Origin of the sequence: Ornithinimicrobium sufpigmenti (assembly GCF_004322775.1) — a bacterium.
Lineage (GTDB): Bacteria > Actinomycetota > Actinomycetes > Actinomycetales > Dermatophilaceae > Ornithinicoccus > Ornithinicoccus sufpigmenti.
The window spans coordinates 2,831,133-2,855,516 of sequence record NZ_CP036403.1; the positions used below are offsets into that span (position 1 = coordinate 2,831,133).

Below are 24,384 nucleotides of genomic sequence, written 5' to 3' on the forward strand. Positions count from 1 at the left end.
TGGCCGACTGGCTCAAATCTAGGCGGCGTGCCTCCTCCCACGGGGGCCTCCGGCCACATCTGTGGATAACTTCCGCGCCCAGCCGGGCGGGCTGCCCACCATGGCCCGGTGAGGACGCGGGCATGAAGGTGATCGTGAGTGACGGGCACGGGGGCCGGGTCCGCCACTTCGTGGTGCACGCACCGGCGGGAGCCCGGCTGGCCGACCTCGCGAGCAGGCTGGGCTACGAGCCATCTCCACCGGCCGCGGTGGACGTGCCGCTGCAGCACGGTCAGGAGCTCTGGCCGCTCCCCGTCTCCAGAACGCCCGCTGCTGCGGGCACCGGCTCTGCCCTGCGGGGGCCCGCCTTGGTGGTCGCCGCCGGCCCAGACGCGGGTGGCACCTTGCCGCTGCCGCCGGGGCGGTGGGTGACGGTCGGGAGGGCTCCTGCGTGCGACCTCGTCATCGCCGATCCCAGCCTCTCCCGGCGGCACGTGCGGGTGCGGCTGGACCGCGACTGCGTGCAGGTGGAGGACCTGGCCTCGACCAACGGTGTGACCTGGGAAGAGGGAGGGGAGGCATCGGTATGGCGTGCCGGAGATCGGCTGCTTCTCGGTCGGTCCGCCCTCGTCCTCGAGCCACGCCCACCCGCTCCCGCCTCGGTGGTGCCGCAGGACGGCCACCTGCAGGTGGTGCCGTGGAGGCGGGAACGCCCAGCTCCGCGCCCGGTCGATCTCACCTCCCCGCCCGAGCCCGTCCGCCGCACCGTGCGACGACCCAACGTGTGGACGTGGGCGCTCCCCCTCGCCGTGGCCGTGACGGTGGCGCTCGTCCTGCGGATGCCCTGGCTGCTGCTCTTCGGTCTGCTGGGGCCGGCCATGGTCTTCGGCCATCACCTCGGCGACCGACGTGCCGCGCGGGATGAGCATCGGGACGCCGTCGCGGCCCACCGCCGACAGCTCGAGGACCTCGACCTCGCGGCGGAGAACGCCCTGCGGGCCGAGCTGGCGCGCCGGCGGGAGACCGACCCCGGCGTCCTCGGGGTGACGGCCGCCCTGTCCGGAGGTCCGTCCACCCGGCTGTGGGAGTGCTCCGGAGAGCCCCTGTCCGTGGTGCTGGGCGAGGCGGTGGAGAGCGCCGACGTCATCGTCGACGGGGCCCGGCTGCGTCATGAACGGGCCCCCCTCACGGTGGACGTCCGTCCTGCCCTGGTGATCACCGGCCCACCCCGGCTCAGGGACGCCCTGGCACGGTCCCTGGTGCTGCAGCTGGCTGCTCGCCACCCTCCCGACACCTTCACCCTGGCGGTCGACCCGGACCGACTGCCTGACGGTGACTGGGACCTCCTGGCCTGGCTGCCGCATACCCGGCTGGGCGGGCACCGGGAGAGGGACGTGCGCTGGGGGACGGACCTGCGGCTGGTGGACGACGTGCGGGAGGCGCCGACCGATGTGCCGCGGGTGCTGCTGCTCGGCCCGCACGACGCGGTGCTCCAGCGCCCCGGCCTGCCGGACCGCCCTTTCCGCCCCACCCTGCTCCGGCTCGGCCGCGCTCGGACGTTCGCGGGGGCTCTGGCACCGATGCGGCCCCGGCAGCCGGCCGGCGCGGACGACCCGGACGCCGGGCGGCCCACGGCGCTGGGCGAGCTCGTGCCCTGGCCGGGCAGCCCGGGGGAGGCGGCCCGCGGGTGGTCCCGGCCGGGGCTGGCCGTTCCCCTCGGGCTGGCGGACGGCGGGCCGGTCACCGTCGACCTGGCGGTGGACGGCCCGCATGCACTGGTGGCCGGCACCACCGGCTCCGGCAAGTCCGAGCTGCTGCGGTCGCTGGTCGTGGGGCTCGCTCTGCACAACTCGCCGGCAGACCTGTCCCTGCTGCTCGTCGACTACAAGGGAGGCTCCTCGCTGGGCGCCTGCGCCGGGCTGCCTCACGTCACCGGGCTGGTCACCGACCTGGACCCCCACCTGGCGGACCGCGTGCTGCTCTCGTTGCAGTCCGAGCTGAGGCGCCGGGAGCAGGTGCTGCACGCCGCCGGGGTCCGAGACGTCCGCGACCCCGGTCAGCCGGGTCTGCCGCGGCTCGTCGTGGTCATCGACGAGTTCCGGGTCCTCGCGGAGGAGGTGCCCCAGGTGATGGACGGACTGGTCCGGGTCGCGGCCGTGGGGCGCAGCCTCGGCGTCCACCTGGTCCTGGCGACACAGCGCCCGGCCGGTGTGGTGGGCGCGGACCTGCGGGCCAACGTCAACCTGCGGGTCGCGCTGCGCGTGCGCGACATCGCGGACAGCTACGACGTGCTGGAGTGCGCGGACGCGGCCGCCCTGCCGGAAGGACGGCCGGGCCTGGCGCTGCTGCGGACCGGAGCCTCGCCGCCTCGCTCCGTGCAGGTGGCGGTGGCGAGGCCAGCACCCCGGGCGCGGGCCACGGACGGCTGGTGCATCACCGAGGCGGACGACCTCTGGGCCGCCCGGTCCGCCCTGGAGACCACCGACACGACCGAGGCGGACGAAGACGACCCCGTGCTGGACCTGGCCGCGACACTGGCGGCGGCCGCGGAGGCCACGGGCCTGCAGGCGCCGACGGTCTGGCTGCCACCGCTGCCCGAGGACCTTTCGTCGGACCCTGCCGCCGACACGGGGTGGGCGGTCGCCGACCTGCCGGGAGAGCAGCGCCAGCCGCCCCTGACCTGGTCCGGCGACCACCACATCGGCATCGTCGGCGCCTCGCGCAGCGGGCGCACGACGGCGTTGCTCTCGCTGCTGGCCCGCTCCTCCGCCTGGTTCGTGGCCCTGGACCTGGGGCGTGCCCTGGACGCGGGCTGGGCCGGCCCGACGGACCCCCGCTGCTGTGCCTGGGTGCTGCCGGACGACCGGGCGCACGCCCTGCGGGTCCTCGACCTGCTGCTCACCCTGGTCCAGGCCCGGCAGGGCGGGCCGCTCCTGCCGCGGGACCCGCTCGTGCTGGCCATCGACGGCTGGGACCGGCTCGTGGACCAGCTGGGTCAGGTCGAGGGCGGCCGCGGGATCGACGTGGCCCAGCGGATCCTGCGGGAGGGCCCCGGGGTCGGCGTGACGGGGGTCGTCACCGGCGACCGGTCCCTGCTGCTCGGCACCATGGCCACCCTGCTGCCCGAGACCTGGATGCTGCACCTCAACGACCCCGCCGACCTGCTGCTCACGAGGCTGCAGGCGGCGCAGGTCCCGAGGCATCAGCCGCCCGGCCGCGCGGTACGGGCGCGGGACGGCGTCGTCGCCCAGGTCGTGCGGCCCGACCCGCCCGGCGGGCGTCCACCACCCGGGCCGACCCCTCCCCTGCGTTGTCTGCCCCTGCCCCGCCTGGCGCACTGCACGGATCCGACCGTGTGGGCGGTCGGTGGGGACGAGGCTGCTGCCGTGGACCTGCCGGTCGGACCGGTCCTGGTGCTGGGGCCTCCGGGGTCGGGCCGCTCACGGACCCTGGCCGCCCTCGCCGCCGCCGCAGGAGGCACTGTCCTGCTGGTCGAGGGCGGCGATCCCCCCGCGGAGGACGACCTCCGGGTCCGGCTCCAGCGCCTGACCGACACCGACCTGGTCAGCGTCGACGACGCGCACCTGCTCTCCGGCACTCCCGTCGAGGACCTGCTCGTCGAGCATGCGGCGCGGCACGGCGCCCGAGCCGCCCTGCACGTCGCGGCTGAGCTCGAGGGTGCCGGAACGGCCTTCCGCGGGCTCGTGCCCCAGCTGGCCCGGTGCCGCACCGCCGTCGTGCTGCAGCCCGGTATGCCGGGTGACGGCGCGGTCGTGGGCGCCCGCCTACCGGTGGGGGACCTTCCGGTGCCGGGCCGCGGCGTCCTCGTCCACCGTGGGCGGACCGCCCGCATCCAGGTGGTCGCGCCGCTCCCGGGACCTGGTCAGGGATGACCTGGTGGTCCGCCGCCGCAGTGAGCCTCTGCCTCACGGCGGAGCCCTCGTGACCAGGAGTGGTCGGGAGTCAGTCGCGCCCGTCGTCCAGCTTGCCCATGAGCAGCACGGACGCGATCGTGAACACGCCGAGGACCAGCACGCCGGCGGCCACCCACCAGGGCGCGAACTGGAACATCGCGATCCCCAGCGGGATGAGCAGGAAGTTGAAGGCGATCGCCGGGGCCTGCGCACGGGGGTGGCGGCGCAGCAGACCCCTGGCGGTGTAGCCCAGCCCGACGGCGAAGACCACCATGGTCACCGCCGACATGATGATGATGAGCAGGTCCTGCCCCTCGCCGATGGCCACCTCGTAGCCGTAGAAGACCACGAAGCCGGCGATGATCACCGCCTCGAGCGCCAGCAGGCCGGCCGCCACCTGACCCAGGAGCAGCTGCCTGGGCGTGGGCTGCCGCGGGGTGGTCCGCTCGGGTGCGGCGTCGGCGGAGGTCATGGCGCTCATCGTAGGTCGCGCCCCGCCGCCGCTCCGACCCGCACCCGGGTGAGGCCCCGGGTGTGGAAGTGGTGGGCGACGGCATACCCGAGGCGCTGGTAGAGCTGCACCGCCACCGCGTTGTCGGAGTAGACGCCGAGGGTGGATGCGCCGTGCGCGGCCACCGCACGGCGGGTCAGCTGGGCGGTCAGGCCGGTGCCGAGACCGGTGCCGCGCAGGTCGGGCCGCACCACGATGCCCGCCAGGTGGGCCGCCCCTGAGCCCAGGACGTGGATGGCGCCGACGGCGGCCAGCTCGCCCCCGGCGTCCTCGACGCCGAGCCACAGGCTGGAGTAGCCGCGACCGGGGAAGCCCTCGAACACCGGGTTGTGCCTCCGGCCGAAGGCCTCGATCCGTGCGGCGTCCATGGCGTCGTCGAGCTCGACCAGGCCGGGCGGCGCCGGCGGCAGGTCGTCGGCCTCGTCGGTCCACATGAACGCCCACGTGCCGCCGGTGCCCGCGCGCCAACCCGGCGGTGGCGTCAGCTCCCGTCCCGGCGCGGTGGAGAACCACTCCGGGGACGCGTTCAGCTCCTCGGCCCGGGCGGCGAGCGCCGCGAGCGCCTCCGACTCCACCCCGACGGGCGCACCCGGTGCCACGACCGCCGCACCACCCCAGTGCCCCATCGGCCGCCAGCGCACCAGCGCGGCCCAGCCCAGCGGGCCGGCGACGGCGAGCATGTCGGCGGGTGCGGCATACCGGAGGAAGGGGTCCCCGGTGCGGTGCAGCAGCGTCGCACGGTCCACAGGTGCCCAGGTCACGCGGTCCAGGATCGCACGCGCCGGGTGGGGTGCCGGCCATCTGGTCCTGTGCGGACCACGGGTGGGTCCCACGCGTGGGTCACGCGCGAGGGTGGGGGTGGGTCCCCCAGGAAACGTCCGGGATCGCGGCCTAGGGTTGCGCCGTGAGTGCCACCGCCAAGCGACTGGGTCTGGAGACCCTGGGCTGGGTCGTCCTGGTCGCCGGCCTGCTGGCGCTGGTCCTGCCCGGGCCGGGTCTGCTGCTGACCTTCGCCGGGCTGGCCATCCTGTCCACCCAGTACCGCTGGGCCAGGCGGATGATGCACCCTGTCCGGGTCAAGGCCTGGCGGGGCGCCGCGGAGGGGGCCCAGACCATCCCCCGGATCCTGCTGTCCGGCCTGGCGGCGTTGGTGCTCCTGGCGGTGGGGGTGCTGTGGATCGTGCAACCCCCGGCCCCGGGCTGGTGGTCCCTGCCGCAGGCGTGGTGGCTCTTCGGCGGGGTCTCGGTCGGCGTCACGTTCGCCGTCTCCGCGGTGATCGCGCTGGGGCTGCTGGTCTTCGCCGTCCACCGGTTCTACCGCAAGCCGGACGCGCTCGAGGCGGTCGAGCGGCTCGAGGAGGCCCACCGGGCCCGTAGGGCGGCGACGCGCACGGCGCGCAACCGGCTCCGTCGGATGCGCGAGCGGGGCACACCCTGGCGACGGAGCGCGTGACCCCGCCACCGTGATCCGCCCCGTGGTGGTGCGCCGGCCGTGCCTTGACTCTCATCCAGGTCGAGACCTCAGGGTGGCGCCATGACGACGGACCCTGAGCAGCTGCTCTCCATCGGCGAGCTCTCCCGCGCGAGCGGACTGACCGTGAGCGCCCTGCGCTTCTACGACGGCGCCCAGGTCCTGACGCCTGCGTGGGTGGACAGCTGGTCCGGCTACCGCCGCTACTCCCCCGGGCAGGTGACGGAGGCGCGCATCCTGGCGGGGATGCGCCGGGTGCAGATGCCGGTGGCCGAGATGGCCGCCACGCTGGAAGCGCTCCGGGGCGGGGATCCGGACAGCGCCCGCGACCTGCTCTCGGCGCACCTGAGACGGCTCGAGGAGGGCCTGGAGGACGCGCGCCGCCAGCTTGCGCAGCTGCACCATGCGTTGGCCGAGCCAGCACGCCGGGACGCGGCGGCTGACAGGGCGCCTTCGGAGGTGCCTGCTCAGACCCTGCTGGCCATGCTCGCTGCGGTGCGGCACGCTGCCGGCACCGACCCGGAGCTGCCGGCCCTGAGGAGCGTGCTCATCGAGGTGGGCGAGGAGCTGACGGTCGTGGCCACGGACCGCTTCCGGATGGTGGTGGCCGGACGCTGGCACCGGGCCGGCGCGGCGGAACCCCAGGTGGGATCGGTGGTGCTGCCGACGGGTGAGGCGGACCGGCTGACCCGCTGGCTCTCCGGCCGGCACGGCTCGCTCGCCCTCACGGCCCAGGAGCAGCTGCTGGTCGTGCGCTGCGGGGGCGAGGAGCTGCGGCTCGCGGGGCTCGAGGAGACCTTCCCGGACTACCGCCGTGTGCTGGAGCACGGGGCCCCGCTGCGGCCGCTGCCGGAGGAACAGCTGCGCGCCGCGCTCGACAGGGAGGACGTGGTGGTGGACCTGGGCGGCGTCCTGGTCGACCGCGGCTTCCTCTGGGAGGCGGTGAGCCATGTGCCCGACTGTCAGGTGCTCCTGCCGGCCGACGGCGTCATCGCACCCCTCGTCGTCCGCTCCCCCGATGACCTCGACGTGGTGGCGCTCCTCATGCCGCTCGCTCCTGAGCGGTCCTGGCGGAGCCACGACCGGCCATGAGCGTCCTGATGCACCTGTGCCGCACGTGCGGGCACCGGGCCACCTCGCACGCGGGCAGGGACCGCGGCTACAGCGGGTGCCGGTGCTGCCTCGGCGACGGTGACGTCGATCCCCGGCCGGTGCTCGTCGACACCTTTGCCAGCCCCTCCGGACGGCTCGAGCCGCTCTACCCGCCCGGGACGGTCTGGAACGCGGGGACCATGCACCAGCTCACCCTCTGCGACTGCAGGGCCTGCGGTGCTGAGTACGGGCGGCTCACGGCCTTGTCCGGGTGAAAGGCGCCGGCGAGGGTCAGTCCGCGACCGCGCAGGCTGGGGTCGCCACCTCGCGTGGCGGGGGCGCCCCCACGGTGGGTATGCCGAGGCTCACCGTCGGCTTGCGGACCGCCCCCGGGGTGGCGCCCTCCTGCAGCGCGGCCCAGGCGTCCCCACCGCGGGTGCGGCGCACGGCATACACCCCGCCCTGGACGCCGGAGTCGGCGATGAGGTGGTGGGGGGCCCCGTAGGTCACCTGGACGGTCACCGCGTCGCCGGGCCGCGGACGCTCCGCCCCCTCGGGGACGGCGAAGTGCACGAGACGGTTGTCGCGGGCCCGGCCCGACATACGCTCGGTCTCGGCGTCCTTGCGGCCCTCCCCCGGCGCCACGAGCACCTCGACCTCGCGGCCCTCGAGCTCGCGGTTGCCGGCCCAGGAGACCTCCTCCTGCACCGCGATGAGCCGGTCGAAGCGCTCCTGGACGACGGCCTTGGGCACCTGGTCGTCCATCTCGGCCGCGGGGGTGCCGGGGCGGATGGAGTACTGGAAGGTGAAGGCGCTGGAGAACCGGCTGGCACGGACGACGTCCAGGGTGTCCTGGAAGTCCTCCTCGGTCTCCCCCGGGAAGCCGACGATGAGATCGGTGGTGATCGCCGCGTGGGGGATCTGCTCCCGGACGCGGTCCAGGATGCCGAGGAACCTGGCCGACCGGTAGGAGCGGCGCATCGCCTTCAGGACGCGGTCGGAGCCGGACTGCAGCGGCATGTGCAGGCTCGGCATGACGTTGGGGGTCTCAGCCATGGCGGCGATGACGTCGTCGGTGAAGGCCGCCGGGTGCGGGCTGGTGAAGCGCACGCGCTCCAGGCCCTCGACCTCGCCGCAGGCCCGCAGCAGCTTGCCGAAGGCCAGCCGGTCGCCGAACTCCACGCCGTAGGTGTTGACGTTCTGCCCCAGCAGGGTGATCTCGACCACGCCCTGCGCGACGAGCGCCTCGACCTCGGCCAGGATCTCGCCGGGGCGACGGTCCTTCTCCTTGCCGCGCAGCGCGGGCACGATGCAGAAGGTGCAGGTGTTGTTGCAGCCCACCGAGATCGACACCCAGCCGGAGTAGGCGGAGTCGCGTCGGGTCGGCAGGGTGGAGGGGAAGGTCTCCAGCGCCTCCAGGATCTCCACCTCGGCCGCCCTGTTGTGCCGGGCGCGGTCCAGCAGCGCCGGCAGTGAGCCGACGTTGTGGGTGCCGAAGACGACGTCGACCCAGGGGGCCCGCTCGACGATGGTGGAGCGGTCCTTCTGCGCCAGGCACCCGCCGACGGCGATCTGCAGGTCGGGGTTCTTCAGCTTGGCCGGGCGCAGCTGACCCAGGTTGCCGTAGAGCTTGTTGGCGGCGTTCTCGCGCACCGCGCAGGTGTTGAAGACGACCACGTCGGCCACCTCGGGGCGCTGCGCCGGTGGCAGGCTCGCGAGGTCGGTGTAGCCGGCCGTCTCCAGGAGCCCGGCCAGGCGCTCGGAGTCGTGCACGTTCATCTGGCACCCGTGGGTGCGCACGTCATACGTCTTGGTGGTGGTCATCGCCCCTCTAGGGTACGTGGTCACCCACCGGCAGCCGGCCGCCGACGAGGGGCGGGACGGCGACGGCGAGCAGCAGCACGGCCGGCACCAGCAGCACCGGGAAACCGACCGCCAGGTAGCCCAGGGCACCGAGCACCCCGCCGACGAAGAAGAGGGCGACGAGGGTGGAGAGCATCAGCAGCTTGCGGAGGTCGCCCCGGACCGGATCGGGGTCGCCCGCACGCTTGAGGTAGGTCATCTTGCCGAGCTCGATCCCGATGTCGGTGACCATGCCGGTGATGTGTGTGGTGCGGATGGTCGCGTCGGAGACCTTGGTGATCAGGGCGTTCTGCTGCCCCATGACGAAGCCCAGGGTGGCCACGATCAGCCACTCCCGGTGCACCCAGGTCACCTCCTCGGCCAGGGCGCCGACGATGAGGATCAGGACCGCCTCGACGAAGAGCACGAGGGCGAAGCGGTCCCGGCGGTGCCGCCGCCTGGCCCAGTTGAACTGGTGCGCGCAGGCCATCGCGCCCAGGACGAAGGCGACCAGGGCGACCAGACCGAACAGGACCAGGTGGGTGCCGCCGAGGACGAGCTGGTCGGCCACCGTCGCCACGATGCCGGTCATGTGGGAGGTGTAGAAGCCGACCGCCACGAAGCCGACGGAGTTGAGCGCCCCGGCCACCCAGGCCAGCAGATAGGCCAGGTGCCGGTTGGTCCGCTCGTCCCGCTCCCCGGCGGCGAGCCGCAGCACGTGCGGCAGGTGGCCGCTCACGACACCAGGCCCAGCACACCGCGGACGAGCGCCACGACACCGCCGGCCATGGCGACGGTGAGGGCGACGGTGCGGGCTGCGCGCAGGCTCACGCGCCTGGCCAGCACCGTCCCGGCGCCGATGCCGACCGGGACCGCAGCCACCGCGACCACCCAGGCCCCCCACGGCACGAGGTCGGCCGGAGGGGTGGCGCCGGCCAGTGCCTTGGTGATGATCGAGGCGCCGTTGGCCATCAGGAAGACCGGCTGCAGCGTCGCCGCGAACGAACGGTGGTCCCACCGGGAGGCGACGGCGTACACGGTCATCGCCGGGCCCGCGACCCCCGCCGTGGTGTTCATGAACCCGGCCAGCGCACCCGAGGTCAGCGCCGGCAGCCGGCCGGTGGCGTTGAGATGGCGCTGCAGGCCCAGGGCAGCCGCGATCGCCACCAGGACCGTCGTGCCGAGCACGGTGTCGAGCACGGCGGTGTCCGCGGTGCGGACCACCAGGGCCCCGACGACCGACCCGACGAGCAGCAGCGGCGCCACGCCGCGGAACCTGCGCCAGTCGATGTCCCGGCGCAGCACCACGGTGAGCACGAGCGCGGCGGTCACGGCGGCGACGTTGCTCAGGGTCACCCCGGCGACCGGACCGAGCACGAGGGAGAGCGTCGGGGCCGACACCAGGCCCATCCCCATGCCGGAGACCCGCTGCAGCACGGCGCCGAGGACGACGCACCCGAGCACGAGGAGCAGGATCGACCAGGCCACCGGGACAGTGTGGCTGACGCGACGTCTGCCCGCGTCGTGGGGCCTTCGGCAGAGGGCTAGGGTGAAGGCACGACAGTCACCGCGCGCAAAGGAGCAGCGTCATGAGCGACCAGGCCGACCGCGAGACCATGGGTGATGAGTTCGGTGTCTACAGCGTGGACGCGGAGGACCAGCTGCAGCCCGGCGACACCCTCGACGGCGACGGGGACGTGCTGGACCGGGGCTTCCGGGTCGGTGACCGCTACCAGTCCTCCACCGCGTACTCCGACTCCGAGGAGACGATCGACGTGCGCGTGCGCCAGGAGGAGGAGGACCCTTCCACGGCCTACGGCGCACCGCGCGACGAGTCCGGGATGGCGGCCGAGGACGACGGCTGGATCGGCGGAGACGACCCCGACGCGATCCGGGCCGAGCTGGACTACTACGGCAGCGACCAGCGGCGGGTCGGGCGCATCGTCGCCCCGGACGAGGGACGTTTCCCTGACCGGGAGGCACGGCTCATCGCGCGCGAGGGCCAGGCGACCAGCTGGGACTCCCCGGAGGAGTCGGCGATGCACTACGTCGACGATGTCGACGACGACGAACTGGCCGGTGAGGACGAGCTGACCGAGGTGGAGTGGGACCCGCGGGCGGTGCTCCTCGACGAGGAGCAGTGAGCAGCGGGCCCACCGCCCGAGCGGCGCCCGACACGGGGCTTCCCCGTGCGGCCCTCGACCGACCTGTCAGTCCCGGGCGTGCTCGGGCAGGTCGTCCAACGCCTCACGGATGACCTGGTAGGCCACGCCCGGCGCGTAGCCCTTACGGGCCAGGAACCCGGCCAGGCGCCGGGTCTGCACCTCCCGGTCGAGCCCGGTCATGGTGCGCAGCCGCCGAGCCACGAGCGCTCGGGCCGCCTCCTTCTCCTGGTCGGGAGGGATCTCCCCCAGGGCCGCGTTCACCAGGTGGTCGGCGACGCCCTTGGTGCGCAGCTCGTGGCGCAGGGCGCCGGCCGCCAGCCCCTTGGTCTCCTGGCGGGAGCGCACCCACATCTCGGCGAAGGCCTCGTCGTCCACCAGCCCGACCGAGGTCATCCGGTCCAGCACCCGGGCCGCGACCTGGGGATCGCAGCCCTTCTCCCGCAGCTTGTCCTCCAGCTGGCGCCGGGTGCGTGGGCCCATCGACAGCTGACGCAGCACGATCTTGCGCGCGACATCGTGCGGGTCGGGCGCCGACGCCTGGTGCCGGCCACCGGGAACCCCCGCGGGAGCGCCCGGTGGGGCGTCACCAGAGCCACGAGCGCCTGGCTGGTGCCCGCCCTCGGCACCGGCCCTGGCCCCGGCCGGCCGCAGGCCGGACGCGGCGGCGGCCGCCTCCGCGGCCGCCAGCGCCTCCCGAGCTGCAGACAGCCGGTCTGCGCCGCCCATCAGAAGTCGACCGAGACCTCACCGGTGACCGGGTCCACCCCGGCCGGGAGGTCGTCGGTGGGCGTCGGGACGCCGATCCCGAGCTTGGTCTTGATCTTGCGGTCGATCTCGTCGGCCAGGTCGGGGTTGTCCTTGAGGAACTGTCGGGCGTTCTCCTTGCCCTGCCCCATCTGCTCGCCCTCGTAGGTGTACCAGGCGCCCGACTTGCGCACGAAGCCGTGCTCCACGCCCATGTCGATCAGGCCACCCTCTCGGGAGATCCCGTGGCCGTAGAGGATGTCGAACTCCGCCTGCTTGAACGGCGGGGACACCTTGTTCTTGACGATCTTGGCGCGGGTGCGGTTGCCGACCGCGTCGGTGCCGTCCTTGAGGGTCTCGATGCGGCGCACGTCGATGCGCACCGAGGCGTAGAACTTCAGCGCCTTGCCACCGGTGGTGGTCTCCGGGGAGCCGAACATCACGCCGATCTTCTCGCGCAGCTGGTTGATGAAGATCGCGGTCGTGCCGGTGGAGCTCAGCGCGCCGGTGATCTTGCGCAGCGCCTGGCTCATCAGCCGGGCCTGCAGACCGACGTGGCTGTCACCCATCTCGCCCTCGATCTCCGCGCGCGGGACCAGGGCGGCGACCGAATCGATGACGATGATGTCCAGGGCGCCGGACCGGATCAGCATGTCGGCGATCTCCAGCGCCTGCTCGCCGGTGTCCGGCTGGCTGACCAGCAGCGCGTCGGTGTCCACACCCAGCTTCTTGGCGTACTCCGGATCCAGCGCGTGCTCGGCGTCGATGAAGGCCGCGATGCCGCCAGCCTTCTGGGCGCTGGCCACGGCATGGAGCGCGACCGTCGTCTTGCCGCTGGACTCCGGGCCGTAGATCTCCACCACGCGTCCGCGGGGCAGGCCACCCACGCCCAGCGCGACGTCGAGGGCGATGGCGCCGGTGGGGATCACCTGGATCGGCGGCCGCTCCTCGTCACCGAGGCGCATGACCGAGCCCTTGCCGTGCTGCTTCTCGATCTGCGCCATCACGGTGTCCAGCGCCCGCAGCTTGTTGTCGCTGCCCGCTGCCTGCGGGTTCCTCGTGGCCTGTGCCATTGCCTGCTCCTCTACGTCTCGTGGGGTGAGCGCGCCTACCTGCGACCGACCTCGGTGCCGCCCCCCGTGCGAGGGACGCGTTCACCGCCGTCCAGTCAGACGCTAGATGCCCGGACCGACAGACCCGGTCCGACCGCCCCGATCCTGTGGATAACCCGGGACGGAATGGACATCTGGGGCCCAGCGTACTCGCACCTGTGTACGAGGGCGGCGCGACACGCCGCCTGCAGGAGTGGACAGGTGAGCGGGACCTGTGATGGGACGACGCCGCGACGACAAGGGTCGCCTGCGGACAGGGAGCCGCCGGACACCCCCGGAACGTCAGCCGGACCGGTCAGTCGAACGGGTGCACGAGGTAGGCGTTGCCGTCCCGCTCCAGGTCCACCACACCGGCCGCGGCGGCGCCCCGGCAGAACTGCAGGAAGGAGCCGTAGCCCAGGGGTTTCTCGGAGAAGCCCGGGCGGCGCGCCCGCAGCTGGTCCTTCAGCCCGGAGAGCGGCACGCCCTCGCCCTCGTCCATCTCCTGCACGACCTCGGACAGCAGGGCGAACGCCTCCGGCCGGCCCCCCTCGGGCAGGGTCACCTCCGGGTCGCCCTTGGCCGGACCTGCCGAGAGCGCGATGATGCCCCGGTCGGCCAGGTGCTCGAGGAGCTCGCCGAACGCGCGGAACCCGTGGGCCGCCTCGGAGAAGGTCGAGTCCTTGCGCAGCAGGGTGCGCTTGAGGACGGAGGCCGTCACCGCGCCGCCGGAGCCGCGTTGCAGCCCGGCCACGGTCTGCGCGACGAGCACGTCCAGGTCCGGGCTCTCCAGCTCGGTGGTGTCCTCGAGCTCGTCGACCTCGTCCACCTCGTCGACCTGGTCAAGCACGTGGCTTACCGGCTCGTCTGTCCCCTCGTCGAGCGGCTCCTCGACCGGCCTGTCCACCGGCTCGCGAGGCACCTCCGGCCCGGCCGGGCCGTTCCCCTCCCGCCGCGACTTCTGCCCCTTCCCGCCGCCGGCGCCGCGGCGCCGGCCCCGGGACGGTTCCCCGCCCCGGACCTCGCCGTGCGGGGCACCGTCGAGGTCGTCGTAGAAGAGGAACTCGTCGCAGGCGGGCGGCAGCATGGTGGAGGTCGAGTCGCGCACCCCGAAGCCGATCACCCGCTTGTTGAGCTCGCGCAGCTTGTGCACCAGCGGGGTGAAGTCGCTGTCGCCGGTGCAGATGGCGAATGTGGTGATGTAGTCCCGCTCGTAGGCCATCTCGATGGCGTCGACGGCCATCTTGATATCGGCGGCGTTCTTGCGGGAGGCGCCCATCCGCTGCGTCATCTCGATCAGCTCGACATGGTTGCGGGTCAGCATCCGCCGGTCCTCGTCGAAGTAGGACCAGTCTGCGTAGGCCCGTCGGGTGACCACCCGGCCCCGCTCGGCCAGCGCGTCCGCCACCGGCCTGAGGTCGAAGGGTGCCCCGAGGTGGTCCCGGGCCCCCAGCGCCAGGTTCTCGTAGTCGATGAGCAGCGCGATCCGATCCTCGTCATCCATGGCGCCCAGGGTATGCCGCCGCCGCCCTTCCCCGGCGTCAGGGCCAGCCGCGGGGAGCCCTAGACTGGCCTCTCGTCGGGGTGGGATGCCAGCGCGGGCCCGACCCGGCGGCCTGCGCCCCATACCCCAAGGGAAGTTCCGGATGGCTCTGCTCGTGATGAAGTTCGGTGGCTCCTCGGTCACCGACGCCGAGGCGATGCGCCGCGTGGCCCAGCGGGTCGTGGCCGTGCACCGCGCCGGTGCGCAGGTCGCGGTCGTGGTCTCGGCCATGGGAGACACCACCGACGACCTGCTGGACCTGGCCGGGCAGCTCTCCCCCGGCACCCCGCCAGAGCGCGAGCTGGACATGCTGCTGTCCGCGGGCGAGCGGATCTCGATGGCCCTGCTGGCGATGGCGATCCAGCAGCTCGGCGTCCCCGCCAAGAGCTTCACCGGCGCCCAGGCCGGTATGCGCACCGACACCGCGCACGGCCGGGCCCGGCTGCTCGACGTGCAGCCGGAGCGGGTGCGACGCACCCTCGACGACGGCGCGGTGGCCATCGTCGCCGGCTTCCAGGGCATCTCCACCGACGACGACATCACCACCCTGGGCCGGGGCGGCTCGGACACCACCGCGGTCGCCCTGGCGGCGGCGTTGGGGGCCGACGTGTGCGAGATCTACACCGACGTCGACGGCCTCTACACCGCCGACCCGCGCATCGTCCCCTCCGCCCGCCGGGTCACCAGGATCACCATCGAGGAGACCCTGGAGATGGCGGCGCACGGCGCCAAGATCCTGCACCTGCGGGCCGTCGAGTACGCCCGCCGCTTCACCGTCCCGCTTCACGTGCGCAGCTCCTTCTCCGACAAGGAGGGCACCTGGATCCTGGTCGGCCGACCCCTCACGGAGGACACCATGGAAGACCCGCTCATCTCCGGCATCGCCCACGACCGCCGGCTGGCCAAGATCACCGCGGTCGGGATCCCCGACCGTCCCGGGGTCGCCGCGGCGGTGATCGAGGCCGTCGCCCGCGCCGGCGTCGCGATCGACATGATCGTGCAGAACGTCTCGACCTCCCAGGCCGACACCTCGGACCTGTCCTTCACCCTCCCCGAGGAGGACGGCCCGACCGCGGTCGCGGCGGTGCGCCGCCTGCAGGAGTCGATGGGCTTCGCCGACGTCCTCTACACCAGCCACGTGGGCAAGCTGTCACTGATCGGGGCGGGCATGCGGTCCAACCCCTCGGTCGCGGCCCGGCTGTTCTCCGCGCTCGCCGACGCGGGCGTGAACATCGAGATGATCAGCACCTCCGAGATCCGTATCTCGGTCATCTGTGACCAGGCCGACCTGGACCAGGCGGTGCGGGCGGTGCACACGGCGTTCGACCTGGACGCCGAGGAAGATGCCGTGGTCTACGGCGGGACAGGACGGTGAGCGGTATGCCGCACGAGAAGAAGCACCTGCACCTCGCCCTCGTGGGCGCGACGGGCCAGGTCGGCTCGGTCATGCGGCGGCTGCTCGCCGACCGCTCCTTCCCGGTCGCCTCGGTGCGCTACCTGGCCTCGGCCCGCTCGGCGGGCACCGAGCTGCCCTGGGACGGCTCCAGCAGCGGCATCGACGGCTGGGACCAGCCGCGGCAGGTCGTCGTCGAGGACGTGGCCACCGCGGACCTGAGCGGCATCGACATCGCCCTGTTCTCGGCCGGGGGCGGCGCCAGCCGCGAGCATGCCGGCCGCTTCGCCGAGGCGGGGGCCGTGGTCGTGGACAACTCCTCGGCCTGGCGGATGGACGACGCGGTGCCGCTGGTGGTCAGCGAGGTCAACCCCGACGACCTGGAGCTGGCCGTGCGCGCCGGTGGCCCCCGGATCGTCGCCAACCCCAACTGCACGACGATGGCCGCGATGCCGGTCCTGCGTCCGTTGCACGACGCCGCCGGTCTGCAACGGCTGCGGGTCGCGACCTACCAGGCGGTCTCCGGCTCCGGGGTGGCCGGGGTCAGCGAGCTCGGCGGCCAGGTCCGGGCGGGCGTCGAGGGCGAGGTGCCGGTCGAGGCGCTGGCACACGACGGGGCGGCCGTGCAGCTGCCTGACCCGTCGGTCTACGCCGCCCCGATCGCCTTCAACGTGGTGCCGGTCGCGGGCGACCTGGTCGAGGACGGCGAGACCTCCGAAGAGGTCAAGCTGCGGTCGGAGTCCCGCAAGATCCTGGGCATCCCCGCCCTGGCCGTCTCGGGGACCTGCGTGCGGGTCCCGGTCTTCACCGGGCACAGCCTGGCCATCCACGCCGAGTTCGCCGAGCCGATGACCCCCGCGGCGGCCACCGCCCTGCTGACCGACGCTCCCGGCGTCGAGGTCGTCGACATCCCGACGCCCCTGGCGGCGGCCGGTCAGGACGGCTCGCTGGTGGGCCGGATCCGGGTGGACCAGGCGGTCCCGGACGGGCGGGGTCTGGTGCTCTTCGTCAGCAGCGACAACCTGCGCAAGGGCGCGGCGCTCAACGCGGTGCAGATCGCCGAGGTGCTGCTGGAGCGCGACCTGGTCTGAACCACCCGCACGCCCTCAGGCGCGGCGGTCCTCGGGGTCGGCGAGCCAGTGGTGGTGGGGCGGCACGTCCGTGTCCCGCACCACCGCCTCCCAGATCGTCCGGACCGGCACGCCCTCCTCCAGGGCCTCGTGCACGGTCCGTCCCCCGATCGAGCCCAGGGTCTGGGTGCGGGCGACCACCCCGGCATACCCGGAGCCGAACTCCTGCTCCATCAGTGCCCAGAACTCGCTCAGCCGCATTCGGCACAGGCTAGGTCATCACCGCGGCATCACCGAGACGAGGACGAGCATGGCCGGCATGGCCAGCAGCGTGGTGGTGAAGACGACGTCGCGGGCCAGCTGCTCCCCGCGCCCGTAGGCGACGGCCAGGACGAAGACGTTCTGCGCCGTGGGCAGGGCGGCCATCACGCCCGCAGCCAGGACGGCCTGCGGGTCCAGCCCCAGCACCGGGCCGGCCACCAGGACGGCGACGGCCGGCATGAGCGCCAGCTTGAGCCCGGCCGCCACCAGCAGCTCGGTCGCGGTGCCGCCCCGGCCCGGCAGCGGAGAGAGCCGCAGTGAGATACCGAAGGCGATCAGCATGCACGGGATCGCCAGCCCCGCGATGAGGTCCACCGGGTCGAGCACCACCGACGGCAGGGTGATCCCGGTGAGCGAGACGGCCAGGCCCAGCAGCGAGCCGATGGTCAGCGGGTTGGTGAAGGGCGAGCGCAGCAGCCGGGCCAGCGAGATGCGCTCCCCGCCGCTGGCGTCCAGGGCGGCCAGCCACAGCGGCTGCAGCACGAGCAGCTGCAGCAGCACGATGGGCGCGGCCCAGGCCGGGTCGCCCAGGACGTAGATGGCGATCGGCAGGCCGAGGTTGTTGGAGTTGACGTAGGTCACGCTCATCCCGCCCATGACCGTGTGCGTCCAGGTGCGGCGCCACAGCAGCCGGGCGAGCAGCAGGTAGGCCGCTCCGGTGACCGCCACGGCCACCACGGTGGCGACCAGGAAGCCGGAGAAGACCACCTGGACGTCGGCCTCGGCGACGACGAGGAAGAGCAGGCAGGGCGAGCCGACCCGGAAGGTGAGCACGGCCAGCATCCGCTGGGCCTCGACGCCCAGCAGCCGGGTATGGGCCAGGAGCCAGCCGACGGCCACGACGACCCCGATGAGCGAGAAACCCTGGAGGACGGCGGCCACGGGGCCCCATTATCCGCAAGGCTGCCCCCTGGCCGGCACGAGGTCCCGAAGGGTCCGGGTAGGCCGTCCGATCGGCCCCGGCGGAGGGGTCCCGCGCTGCTAGCATGCACAGGCCATGACCGAACCCCGAGGCCCCGACGAGAGCACCCCGCTCGAGCTCGACGCCGACTACATCACCGGCGACGGCGGTCTGACCCGCGAGATGCTGGACCGACGCCCGGTGCAGCCCCGCACGGTGAACTCGCTCTACGAGACGCGCCCTAAGCTCAACCCCACCCAGGCCATCGGGTCCTTCGTGGAGCAGGTGGGTCTCCAGGAGCGGTACGGCCACCTTCGCGTCGTCGATGACCTGGTCGGGCTGCAGCGGCGCGTCGGGGACCGGATCGAGCGCTACATGGACAAGCTGCTCAACGCCGAGGCCAAGTCGGGGACCACCGAGTCGGCCAAGTTCGGCATCGGGCACTTCGCCGGTGAGCGGGCGGTCGTGTATGTCGTGGACTGGGCCTTCTTCGCCGGCTCGCTCGGCGAGGTGGCCGGGGAGAAGTTCGTCCAGGCCGCGGAGCTGGCCGAGCGGGAGAAGCTGCCGCTGGTGAGCATGGGCGCCTCCTCGGGGGTGCGCCAGCACGAGAACGTCCTGGGCCTGATCCAGATGCAGCGGATGGCTGCCGCCGCCAACAAGTTCCAGCACACCACCAACCGTCCCTACATCTCGGTGCTGGCCGGTCAGGTCTGGGGCGGCATGTCCGCGAGCGCGGTCCCGGCGGCCGACCTGATCATCGCGCTGGAGGGCACCGACTACGGCTTCGCCGGGGCGCGGGTCATCGAGACCTTCGAGGGCAAGGCGGTGCCCAAGGGGATGCAGTCGGCCGAGGCCAACTACCTGGACCGCAACGTGGACGTGCTGGTCAAGGGGGTGGACGAGCTCATCGAGCTGCTCGGCCGCGTCTTCGCCGCCGGTCGCGACAGCGGCCGGGTCACCGTCGGCAGGGGTCCCCACGCCGACCGGGCCGGGGAGGGTGAGCGGGAGCTGACGCGTGGCCCGGAGGGCTTCTCCGCCGCCCTGTGGGACCGCCAGCAGGTCGAGGAGACCGTGCTGCTGCCGCGGGCCCGCCGCGACCGCGGGGTCGAGGTGCACCGGGACGCCCTGATGGCCCGCTACAACGAGATCGCCGCCGGTGCGGGGCGCCTGGACACCGAGTTCTTCCTGCGGCACGTCTTCGACTCCGCGGTGCCGTTCTACAACCACGTGCAGTTCGAGGACGAGAAGAAGTACCCCAACATCGTCGCCGCCCTGGCCACCATCGACGGGCACTCCTTCATGGTCATCGGTGACCAGCCCTCCTACCGGATCTCCGCCGGCTACGTCGGCAAGGCGCCGGCCAACCCCTCGCCGGAGGACTTCGAGTACGCCGTGCGGATGATGGAGGCGGCCGAACGCTGGGAGCTGCCGATCATCTTCTTCACCGACACCCTGGGCGCGCTGCCCACGATGGCCGCCGAGCGCCGCGGCCAGTCCCGCGCCATCGCGCAGAGCATCAAGAAGGCAGCCTCCCACCCCTACCCCACGGTCTCGGTGATCTCCGGGGCCATGGGTTCCGGCGGTGGCCTGGCCACCACGCCGTTCGGGCGGGAGACCATCATGCTGGACTCCGCCCTCGGCTTCGTCTCCGAGCCGCGCTCCACGGCCACGATCCTGTATGCCGAGGCCAACCCCAGCGTCGAGCAGGTCGGGATGACCCTGGAGACGATGAAGGCCTCCGCCGACGACCTCAAGGCCCAGGGTCTGGTCGACACCATCGTCGAGGACGACGACAGCCCGTTCGTCACCGCGCAGTCCCTGCGGCAGGCGATCGTCGAGGGCTACAACCAGCAGCAGGGCCTGTCCCCGCGCCGGCTGCGGCAGAAGGCCGACGAGCGCCTGCGACCGCGGACCCTGGGCCGGCTGGCCACCGAGCAACCGGTGGCCATCACCGACCTGGAGCCGGCCGAGGAGCTCTGAGCCCTCAGCTGGTCCAGGCCCGCCAGAGCGCGGCGTACTCGCCGTCCGCGGCGAGCAGCTCCTCGTGGCTGCCCAGCTCGACGATCCGCCCGTCCTGCACCACCGCGATGCGGTCCGCGTCATGCGCGGTGTGCAGCCGGTGCGCGATCGCCACCACGGTGCGGCCCGTGAGCAGGGCGCTCATCGACCCCTCCAGGTGCCGGGCGGTGCGCGGGTCGATGAGCGAGGTCGCCTCGTCCAGCACCAGGGTGTGCGGGTCGGCCAGGATCAGCCGGGCCAGGGCGATCTGCTGGGCCTGCGCCGGCGTCAGCGGGTGGTGTCCCGAGCCCAGGACGGTGTCCAGACCGCGCGGCAGGGCCCGCACCCAGGCGGCTGCGTCCACCGTCGCCAGCGCACGCCATACCTCGTCCTCCCCCGCACCCTCCCGCGCCAGCTCGACGTTGTCGCGCACGCTGCCCCGGAAGACGTGGTGCTCCTGGGTCACCAGCGCGACCTCGGTGCGCAGCCGCTCCAGCGGCAGCGCCGTCAGCTCGACCCCGCCAAGGGCCACCGAGCCGGTGCGCGGGGCGTGGATGCCGGAGAGCAGCCGCCCCAGCGTGGACTTGCCGGAGCCGGAGGGACCGACGACGGCCAGCCGCTCCCCCGGCTGCAGGGCCAGGTCGACGCCGTGCAGCACGTCATGGCCCTCGCGGTAGGCATAGCGCAGGTCCTGGCCCACCAGCTCGGACCCGTCCGGTTCTGCGCGACCGGGGGTACGGTCCGGCGGGACCTCGGCGATCCCGAGGAGGCGGGTGGTGGAGGCGATGCCGACCTGCAGCTCGTCGATGGTGCCCACCAGCCGGTCGAACGGCCCGTAGAAGGTCTCGATGTAGAGCATCGCGGCCGTGATCTGGCCGAGGGTGACGAGGTCCTGGGTGTAGAGGACGGCACCCAGGACCAGGGTGACCACCCGCGGCAGCGAGAACGCCATGTCCATCACGGCGAAGAGGACGTTGCGCAGGAACAGCCCGTAACGCTCGGCCTGCGCCGAGACCTCGATGTCCTGCGACACCGCGCGGCGGCGCCGCTCCTGCAGCCCGTAGGCCTCGACCGTGCGCAGCCCCTCGACGGTCTCGGTGAGGGTGCTGTTGATCTGGGAGTAGGTGGCTCCCTCGAGCAGGTAGGCCGCGGGCGCCCGCTGCAGGTAACGACGCACCTGCAGCATCGACAGCGACGCCGTGACCAGCGTGGGCAGCGCGAGCGCCCAGGAGTTGACGACCATCGCCACGCAGGTCAGGAGCACGGTGACGATACCGATGATGAACTCGGGCAGCGCCCAGCGCACGGCACGGCTCATCGACCCGACGTCGCGGGTGACCCGGGTGACGAGGTCGCCGGTGCTGGCCGCCTCGACCGTGCCCAGGGGCAGCCGCAGCACGGAGCGCACGATGTGCTCGCGCGCCTCCGCGAGCACGCCCTGCCCCAGCACGGACGCGAGCCACTTGGCCAGGTAGGTCAGCACGGCCTGGGCGGTGAGCACGCCGGTGACGACGAGGACGAAGGTGGTGACGGTGCCGGAGGCCGGCACCCCGCCAGCCTCCACCACCGCGTCGACCAGCCGCCCGAGGAGCAGAGGCACCGCCAGACCGGCCGCGGCGGCGAGCGCGTTGGCGATGATGACCACCGCGACGAGGACGGCCCGGCGGCGCAGCAGGCCACCCAGGTAGTCCACGACGGTGCGCGGGGAGGCGACCGGCAGCCCGTGCTCGGGGCTCATCGAGCCGGCGACATACTCCTCGGCCCGGGCGCGCCGCAGGGCGTGCCGCGCCCAGAGCTGCCTGTGGCGCTCCCGCAGCGGCACGCTGCCCGGGGAGGGGGGCCGCAGCTCCGCGGGGATGACGTCGGGGCGGTCTCCCTCGGCGCGCCAGGTGCGCTCGGAGTCGGCCTGGAAGGCCTGGCTCGGCGTGGGGGTCATCGGGTCACCTCCTCGGGGTGCAGCCGCTCCGTGGGGTCGGGCTCGGGGTCGCGTCCGTGCACAGGCTGGTGCCTGGGACCCTGGTCGTGCGCGGTGCCGGGTATGGGGTGCGCTCCGGACACCGGCGGGCCGGACCGGGTCGGGTCGGGGGTGGACAGGTCGGGCTGGTCGGCCGCGTCGGCTGCGTCGACCTCGTCGGCTGCCTCCCCCCGCAGCACGACCGAGCGGTAGCCCGGGTGGTGGGTGACGAGCTCCTCGTGGGTGCCGCTCGCCACGACCCGTCCGTCCTCCAGCAGGACGACGTCGTCGGCGTGGTGGAGCAGCAGCGGGGAGCTGCTGATCACCACGGTGGTCCGTCCCGCGCGGTGGGCCGGCAGTCGCTGGGCGATCCGGGCCTCGGTGTGGGCGTCCACCGCGGAGGTGGGCTCGACCAGGACCAGGACCGGTGCGTCCGAGGCGAGCGCCCGGGCCAGCACCAGACGTTGGCGCTGACCTCCGGACAGGCCGCGGCCGCGCTCGTCCAGCCGGCCCTGCCAGCCGCCGGGCACGATGTCGTAGACGTCCTCGGCCGCGGCGGCATGCAGCGCGGCCTCGGCCTGCTGGCGGGTGAGCCGCCCGTGCGGGTCGACCGCCTCCTGCAGCGTGCCGGCGAAGACCTGGGCGACGCTGTCACTGACCAGGACCAGGGCCCGCGTCTGCGCCAGGGGCAGGTCGGCCAGGTCGGTGCCGGACAGGCTCACGCCCCAGCGTCCCTCGGCTCGTGCCGAGTCCTCCGCGGCCAGGGCTGCCCGGGTGGCGATCCGCTCCGCCAGGGCCTGCCGGGCGGCGCGCCCCGTCACCTCCTCGTCGTCGGCGTCGTCGGCGTTCTCCCGGCCGTCCCCGGCGGGTAGGTAGCGACCGAGCCGGTCGGCGAGGGCGGCGCTGTCGTCGGGCACGGCGCTGACCACCATCGTCAGCCGACCGGGCCGCACCCTCAGACCCGAGGCCTCGTCGACGAGCTCGCCCTCCGCGAGCCGGCTCAGCGTCCGGTCGTCCACGGGCGCCCGCTCGGGCCACGGGTCAGGGGTGCCCAGGACGCCGATCGTCTTGCGGGCGGAGACGAAGGACTGGGTGATCTGCTGGAAGGAGAAGAAGACGACGCGGATAGGTTGGACCAGGAACAGGGCGTAGCCCAGGAAGGTGACCAGCTGGCCGACCTGCAGCTCCCCGGTCCGGACCCGGTCCACGCCCATCGCCAGCAGGGTGACGACGAACAGGCCGGAGAGGAGCACGCCGACGGCCTCCACGAAGGCGGCCCAGCCACCGGCCTGCACTCCCGCGCGGCGGACGCGCTGGGACTGCCGGGCGTAGTTGTCGCCGAAGATCCGCTCACCACCGATGCCGCGCAGGATGCGCAGGCCGGCCACGATGTCCGTGGCCATCGAGGTCAGCTCGGAGTCCCTGGAGCGTTGCCGTGTCTGGGCCGCGGACATCGGCCGCAGCAGGACGCTGGAGACCGCCACCAGCAGCGGGGCCACGAGCAGGACCACGAGCCCGAGCTGCACCGAGATGGACAGCACGATGACCGCCACCAGCGCATACGCGACGAGGTTGCCGACGAGGCGCGAGAAGATCTCGACGAAGTGGCCGAACTGCTCGCCGTCGCTGCCGTTGACCGACAGCACCTCCCCCGTCGGGGCACGGCGCGGCAGCACGTGCCCCAGGCGGACCGCCTTGTTCGTCACCATGCCCGTCTGGCCGTAGGCCGCGATGAGCCAGGAGCGGACGACGACGGTGTGGTAGACCACGCCGCTGGCGGCGCCGATGACGGTGATGAGGAGCAGCACACCCGCCCAGAGCCAGGTCCGGCCACCGTCATGGGGGACGATCCCCTCGTCGATGGCCCGGCCGAGCACCCAGGGGGTGAGCGCGGCCGGCAGCATCCACAGCAGGCTGACCAGGCACCCGGCCACCACCAGACCCCACTGCTGCGCCAACAACCAGCAGAGGAAGCGCAGCGGGGACCGGGTGTCGGGGACGCTCGAGGAGCCCGGGGTCCAGGCCGTGGTGGTGGGTGGGAAGTCGCGCATGGCGTCCTGCAGCGTACGCCTGCCCGCAGACGCGGCACCACGGGTTTTGCCCGACCGCGCTTCCCGTCCGACGACGCGGGGTGAGAGACTGGGGGCCGTCCGTCTGCTCGTCATGCACCTCGTCATGCACCTGGAGGAATCGTGCGCACTCGTCAGGACCTCGCCTGGTGGCAGAAGCCGCTGGTCTTCCTCAAGCTCTGGCGACCCCCGCACCGGACCAAGCACCACGAGGTGAGGGACATGGAGCGACCGCCGGTGCCGCCGGTCACCGGCAACCACGGCAACCTCATCGACACCCGGGTGCGCCGCAGCCGGGTCCCGCAGCGCTCGGACGGCTGAGACCG

General features: G+C 73.2%; 21 protein-coding genes. 9 read left to right on the plus strand and 12 right to left on the minus strand.

Annotated elements, in window-relative coordinates:
• Positions 1–122 precede the first annotated feature (122 nt).
• Positions 123–3,872, plus strand: a complete 3,750-nt coding sequence (locus ESZ52_RS13015) for an FtsK/SpoIIIE domain-containing protein (protein ID WP_131105305.1) — start codon at positions 123–125, stop codon at positions 3,870–3,872.
• Positions 3,873–3,942: 70 nt separating this feature from the next.
• Here the strand turns inward: ESZ52_RS13015 and ESZ52_RS19740 are convergent, their stop codons facing one another.
• Together ESZ52_RS19740 and ESZ52_RS13025 are read right to left on the minus strand one after the other, a co-directional pair.
• The gene (locus tag ESZ52_RS19740; protein WP_238154429.1) at positions 3,943–4,365 is read right to left on the minus strand and encodes a hypothetical protein; all 423 of its coding nucleotides are present in this window, start codon (positions 4,363–4,365) and stop codon (positions 3,943–3,945) included.
• A gap of 5 nt (positions 4,366–4,370) precedes the next feature.
• Positions 4,371–5,165: a GNAT family N-acetyltransferase gene (locus ESZ52_RS13025; RefSeq protein ID WP_131105306.1), complete on the minus strand. Its 795-nt coding sequence runs from the start codon at positions 5,163–5,165 to the stop codon at positions 4,371–4,373.
• Between the two features lie 143 nt (positions 5,166–5,308).
• Between ESZ52_RS13025 and ESZ52_RS13030 the strand changes: the two genes are divergently transcribed.
• From ESZ52_RS13030 to ESZ52_RS13040, 3 genes are all read left to right on the plus strand, one after another.
• Complete coding sequence (locus ESZ52_RS13030; protein WP_131105307.1) at positions 5,309–5,857, plus strand: PGPGW domain-containing protein; 549 nt, start codon at positions 5,309–5,311, stop codon at positions 5,855–5,857.
• 81 nt (positions 5,858–5,938) lie between these two features.
• Positions 5,939–6,967: a DNA polymerase III subunit beta family protein gene (locus ESZ52_RS13035; RefSeq protein WP_131105308.1), complete on the plus strand. Its 1,029-nt coding sequence runs from the start codon at positions 5,939–5,941 to the stop codon at positions 6,965–6,967.
• Positions 6,964–7,242 (plus strand): hypothetical protein, encoded by a 279-nt coding sequence (locus ESZ52_RS13040; RefSeq protein WP_131105309.1) that lies wholly within the window; start codon positions 6,964–6,966, stop codon positions 7,240–7,242. The genes ESZ52_RS13035 and ESZ52_RS13040 overlap by 4 nt, the downstream gene beginning before the upstream one ends.
• 16 nt (positions 7,243–7,258) lie before the next feature.
• Here ESZ52_RS13040 and miaB read toward each other — a convergent pair whose 3' ends face one another.
• Genes miaB through ESZ52_RS13055 form a run of 3 tightly spaced genes read right to left on the minus strand, consistent with a single transcriptional unit; the run spans position 7,259 to position 10,297 of the window.
• A complete protein-coding gene (gene miaB, locus ESZ52_RS13045; RefSeq protein ID WP_131105310.1) occupies positions 7,259–8,791 on the minus strand; it encodes a tRNA (N6-isopentenyl adenosine(37)-C2)-methylthiotransferase MiaB in 1,533 nt (510 codons plus the stop codon).
• A gap of 7 nt (positions 8,792–8,798) precedes the next feature.
• Positions 8,799–9,548: a YoaK family protein gene (locus ESZ52_RS13050; RefSeq protein ID WP_131105311.1), complete on the minus strand. Its 750-nt coding sequence runs from the start codon at positions 9,546–9,548 to the stop codon at positions 8,799–8,801.
• Entirely contained in the window at positions 9,545–10,297 is a 753-nt protein-coding gene (locus ESZ52_RS13055) for a sulfite exporter TauE/SafE family protein (RefSeq protein ID WP_131105312.1), read from the minus strand. The genes ESZ52_RS13050 and ESZ52_RS13055 overlap by 4 nt, the downstream gene beginning before the upstream one ends.
• A 101-nt stretch (positions 10,298–10,398) precedes the next feature.
• On the opposite strand from ESZ52_RS13055, the gene ESZ52_RS13060 reads away from it, so the two are divergent.
• The gene (locus ESZ52_RS13060; protein ID WP_181009904.1) at positions 10,399–10,953 is read left to right on the plus strand and encodes a DUF5709 domain-containing protein; all 555 of its coding nucleotides are present in this window, start codon (positions 10,399–10,401) and stop codon (positions 10,951–10,953) included.
• Between the two features lie 66 nt (positions 10,954–11,019).
• Here the strand turns inward: ESZ52_RS13060 and ESZ52_RS13065 are convergent, their stop codons facing one another.
• The 3 genes from ESZ52_RS13065 to ESZ52_RS13075 form a co-directional block, all read right to left on the minus strand.
• The gene (locus ESZ52_RS13065) at positions 11,020–11,700 is read right to left on the minus strand and encodes a regulatory protein RecX (RefSeq protein WP_131105313.1); all 681 of its coding nucleotides are present in this window, start codon (positions 11,698–11,700) and stop codon (positions 11,020–11,022) included.
• Positions 11,700–12,722, minus strand: a complete 1,023-nt coding sequence (gene recA / locus ESZ52_RS13070) for a recombinase RecA (protein WP_425600053.1) — start codon at positions 12,720–12,722, stop codon at positions 11,700–11,702. The genes ESZ52_RS13065 and recA overlap by 1 nt, the downstream gene beginning before the upstream one ends.
• A 403-nt stretch (positions 12,723–13,125) precedes the next feature.
• The gene (locus ESZ52_RS13075; protein WP_131105315.1) at positions 13,126–14,313 is read right to left on the minus strand and encodes an NYN domain-containing protein; all 1,188 of its coding nucleotides are present in this window, start codon (positions 14,311–14,313) and stop codon (positions 13,126–13,128) included.
• Positions 14,314–14,455: 142 nt separating this feature from the next.
• Between ESZ52_RS13075 and ESZ52_RS13080 the strand changes: the two genes are divergently transcribed.
• Together ESZ52_RS13080 and ESZ52_RS13085 are read left to right on the plus strand one after the other, a co-directional pair.
• The gene (locus ESZ52_RS13080; protein ID WP_131105316.1) at positions 14,456–15,727 is read left to right on the plus strand and encodes an aspartate kinase; all 1,272 of its coding nucleotides are present in this window, start codon (positions 14,456–14,458) and stop codon (positions 15,725–15,727) included.
• 5 nt (positions 15,728–15,732) lie between these two features.
• Positions 15,733–16,836 (plus strand): aspartate-semialdehyde dehydrogenase, encoded by a 1,104-nt coding sequence (locus tag ESZ52_RS13085; RefSeq protein WP_131105317.1) that lies wholly within the window; start codon positions 15,733–15,735, stop codon positions 16,834–16,836.
• A 15-nt stretch (positions 16,837–16,851) separates the two neighbouring features.
• Here ESZ52_RS13085 and ESZ52_RS13090 read toward each other — a convergent pair whose 3' ends face one another.
• Together ESZ52_RS13090 and ESZ52_RS13095 are read right to left on the minus strand one after the other, a co-directional pair.
• Positions 16,852–17,076 (minus strand): DUF3046 domain-containing protein, encoded by a 225-nt coding sequence (locus tag ESZ52_RS13090; RefSeq protein WP_131105318.1) that lies wholly within the window; start codon positions 17,074–17,076, stop codon positions 16,852–16,854.
• Positions 17,077–17,094: 18 nt separating this feature from the next.
• Positions 17,095–18,018 carry an AEC family transporter gene (locus ESZ52_RS13095; protein WP_238154430.1) on the minus strand — a complete coding sequence of 308 codons (924 nt, stop codon included), beginning with the start codon at positions 18,016–18,018 and terminating at the stop codon, positions 17,095–17,097.
• Between the two features lie 115 nt (positions 18,019–18,133).
• On the opposite strand from ESZ52_RS13095, the gene ESZ52_RS13100 reads away from it, so the two are divergent.
• Entirely contained in the window at positions 18,134–20,017 is a 1,884-nt protein-coding gene (locus ESZ52_RS13100; RefSeq protein ID WP_131105319.1) for a carboxyl transferase domain-containing protein, read from the plus strand.
• Positions 20,018–20,021: 4 nt separating this feature from the next.
• Here ESZ52_RS13100 and ESZ52_RS13105 read toward each other — a convergent pair whose 3' ends face one another.
• Both ESZ52_RS13105 and ESZ52_RS13110 read right to left on the minus strand, forming a co-directional pair.
• Positions 20,022–21,971, minus strand: coding sequence for an ABC transporter ATP-binding protein (locus ESZ52_RS13105; RefSeq protein ID WP_131105320.1), 1,950 nt, complete (start codon positions 21,969–21,971; stop codon positions 20,022–20,024).
• Positions 21,968–24,040, minus strand: coding sequence for an ABC transporter transmembrane domain-containing protein (locus ESZ52_RS13110; protein ID WP_131105321.1), 2,073 nt, complete (start codon positions 24,038–24,040; stop codon positions 21,968–21,970). The genes ESZ52_RS13105 and ESZ52_RS13110 overlap by 4 nt, the downstream gene beginning before the upstream one ends.
• A 141-nt stretch (positions 24,041–24,181) precedes the next feature.
• Between ESZ52_RS13110 and ESZ52_RS13115 the strand changes: the two genes are divergently transcribed.
• The gene (locus ESZ52_RS13115; RefSeq protein ID WP_131105322.1) at positions 24,182–24,379 is read left to right on the plus strand and encodes a hypothetical protein; all 198 of its coding nucleotides are present in this window, start codon (positions 24,182–24,184) and stop codon (positions 24,377–24,379) included.
• The last annotated feature ends 5 nt before the right edge of the window (positions 24,380–24,384 follow it).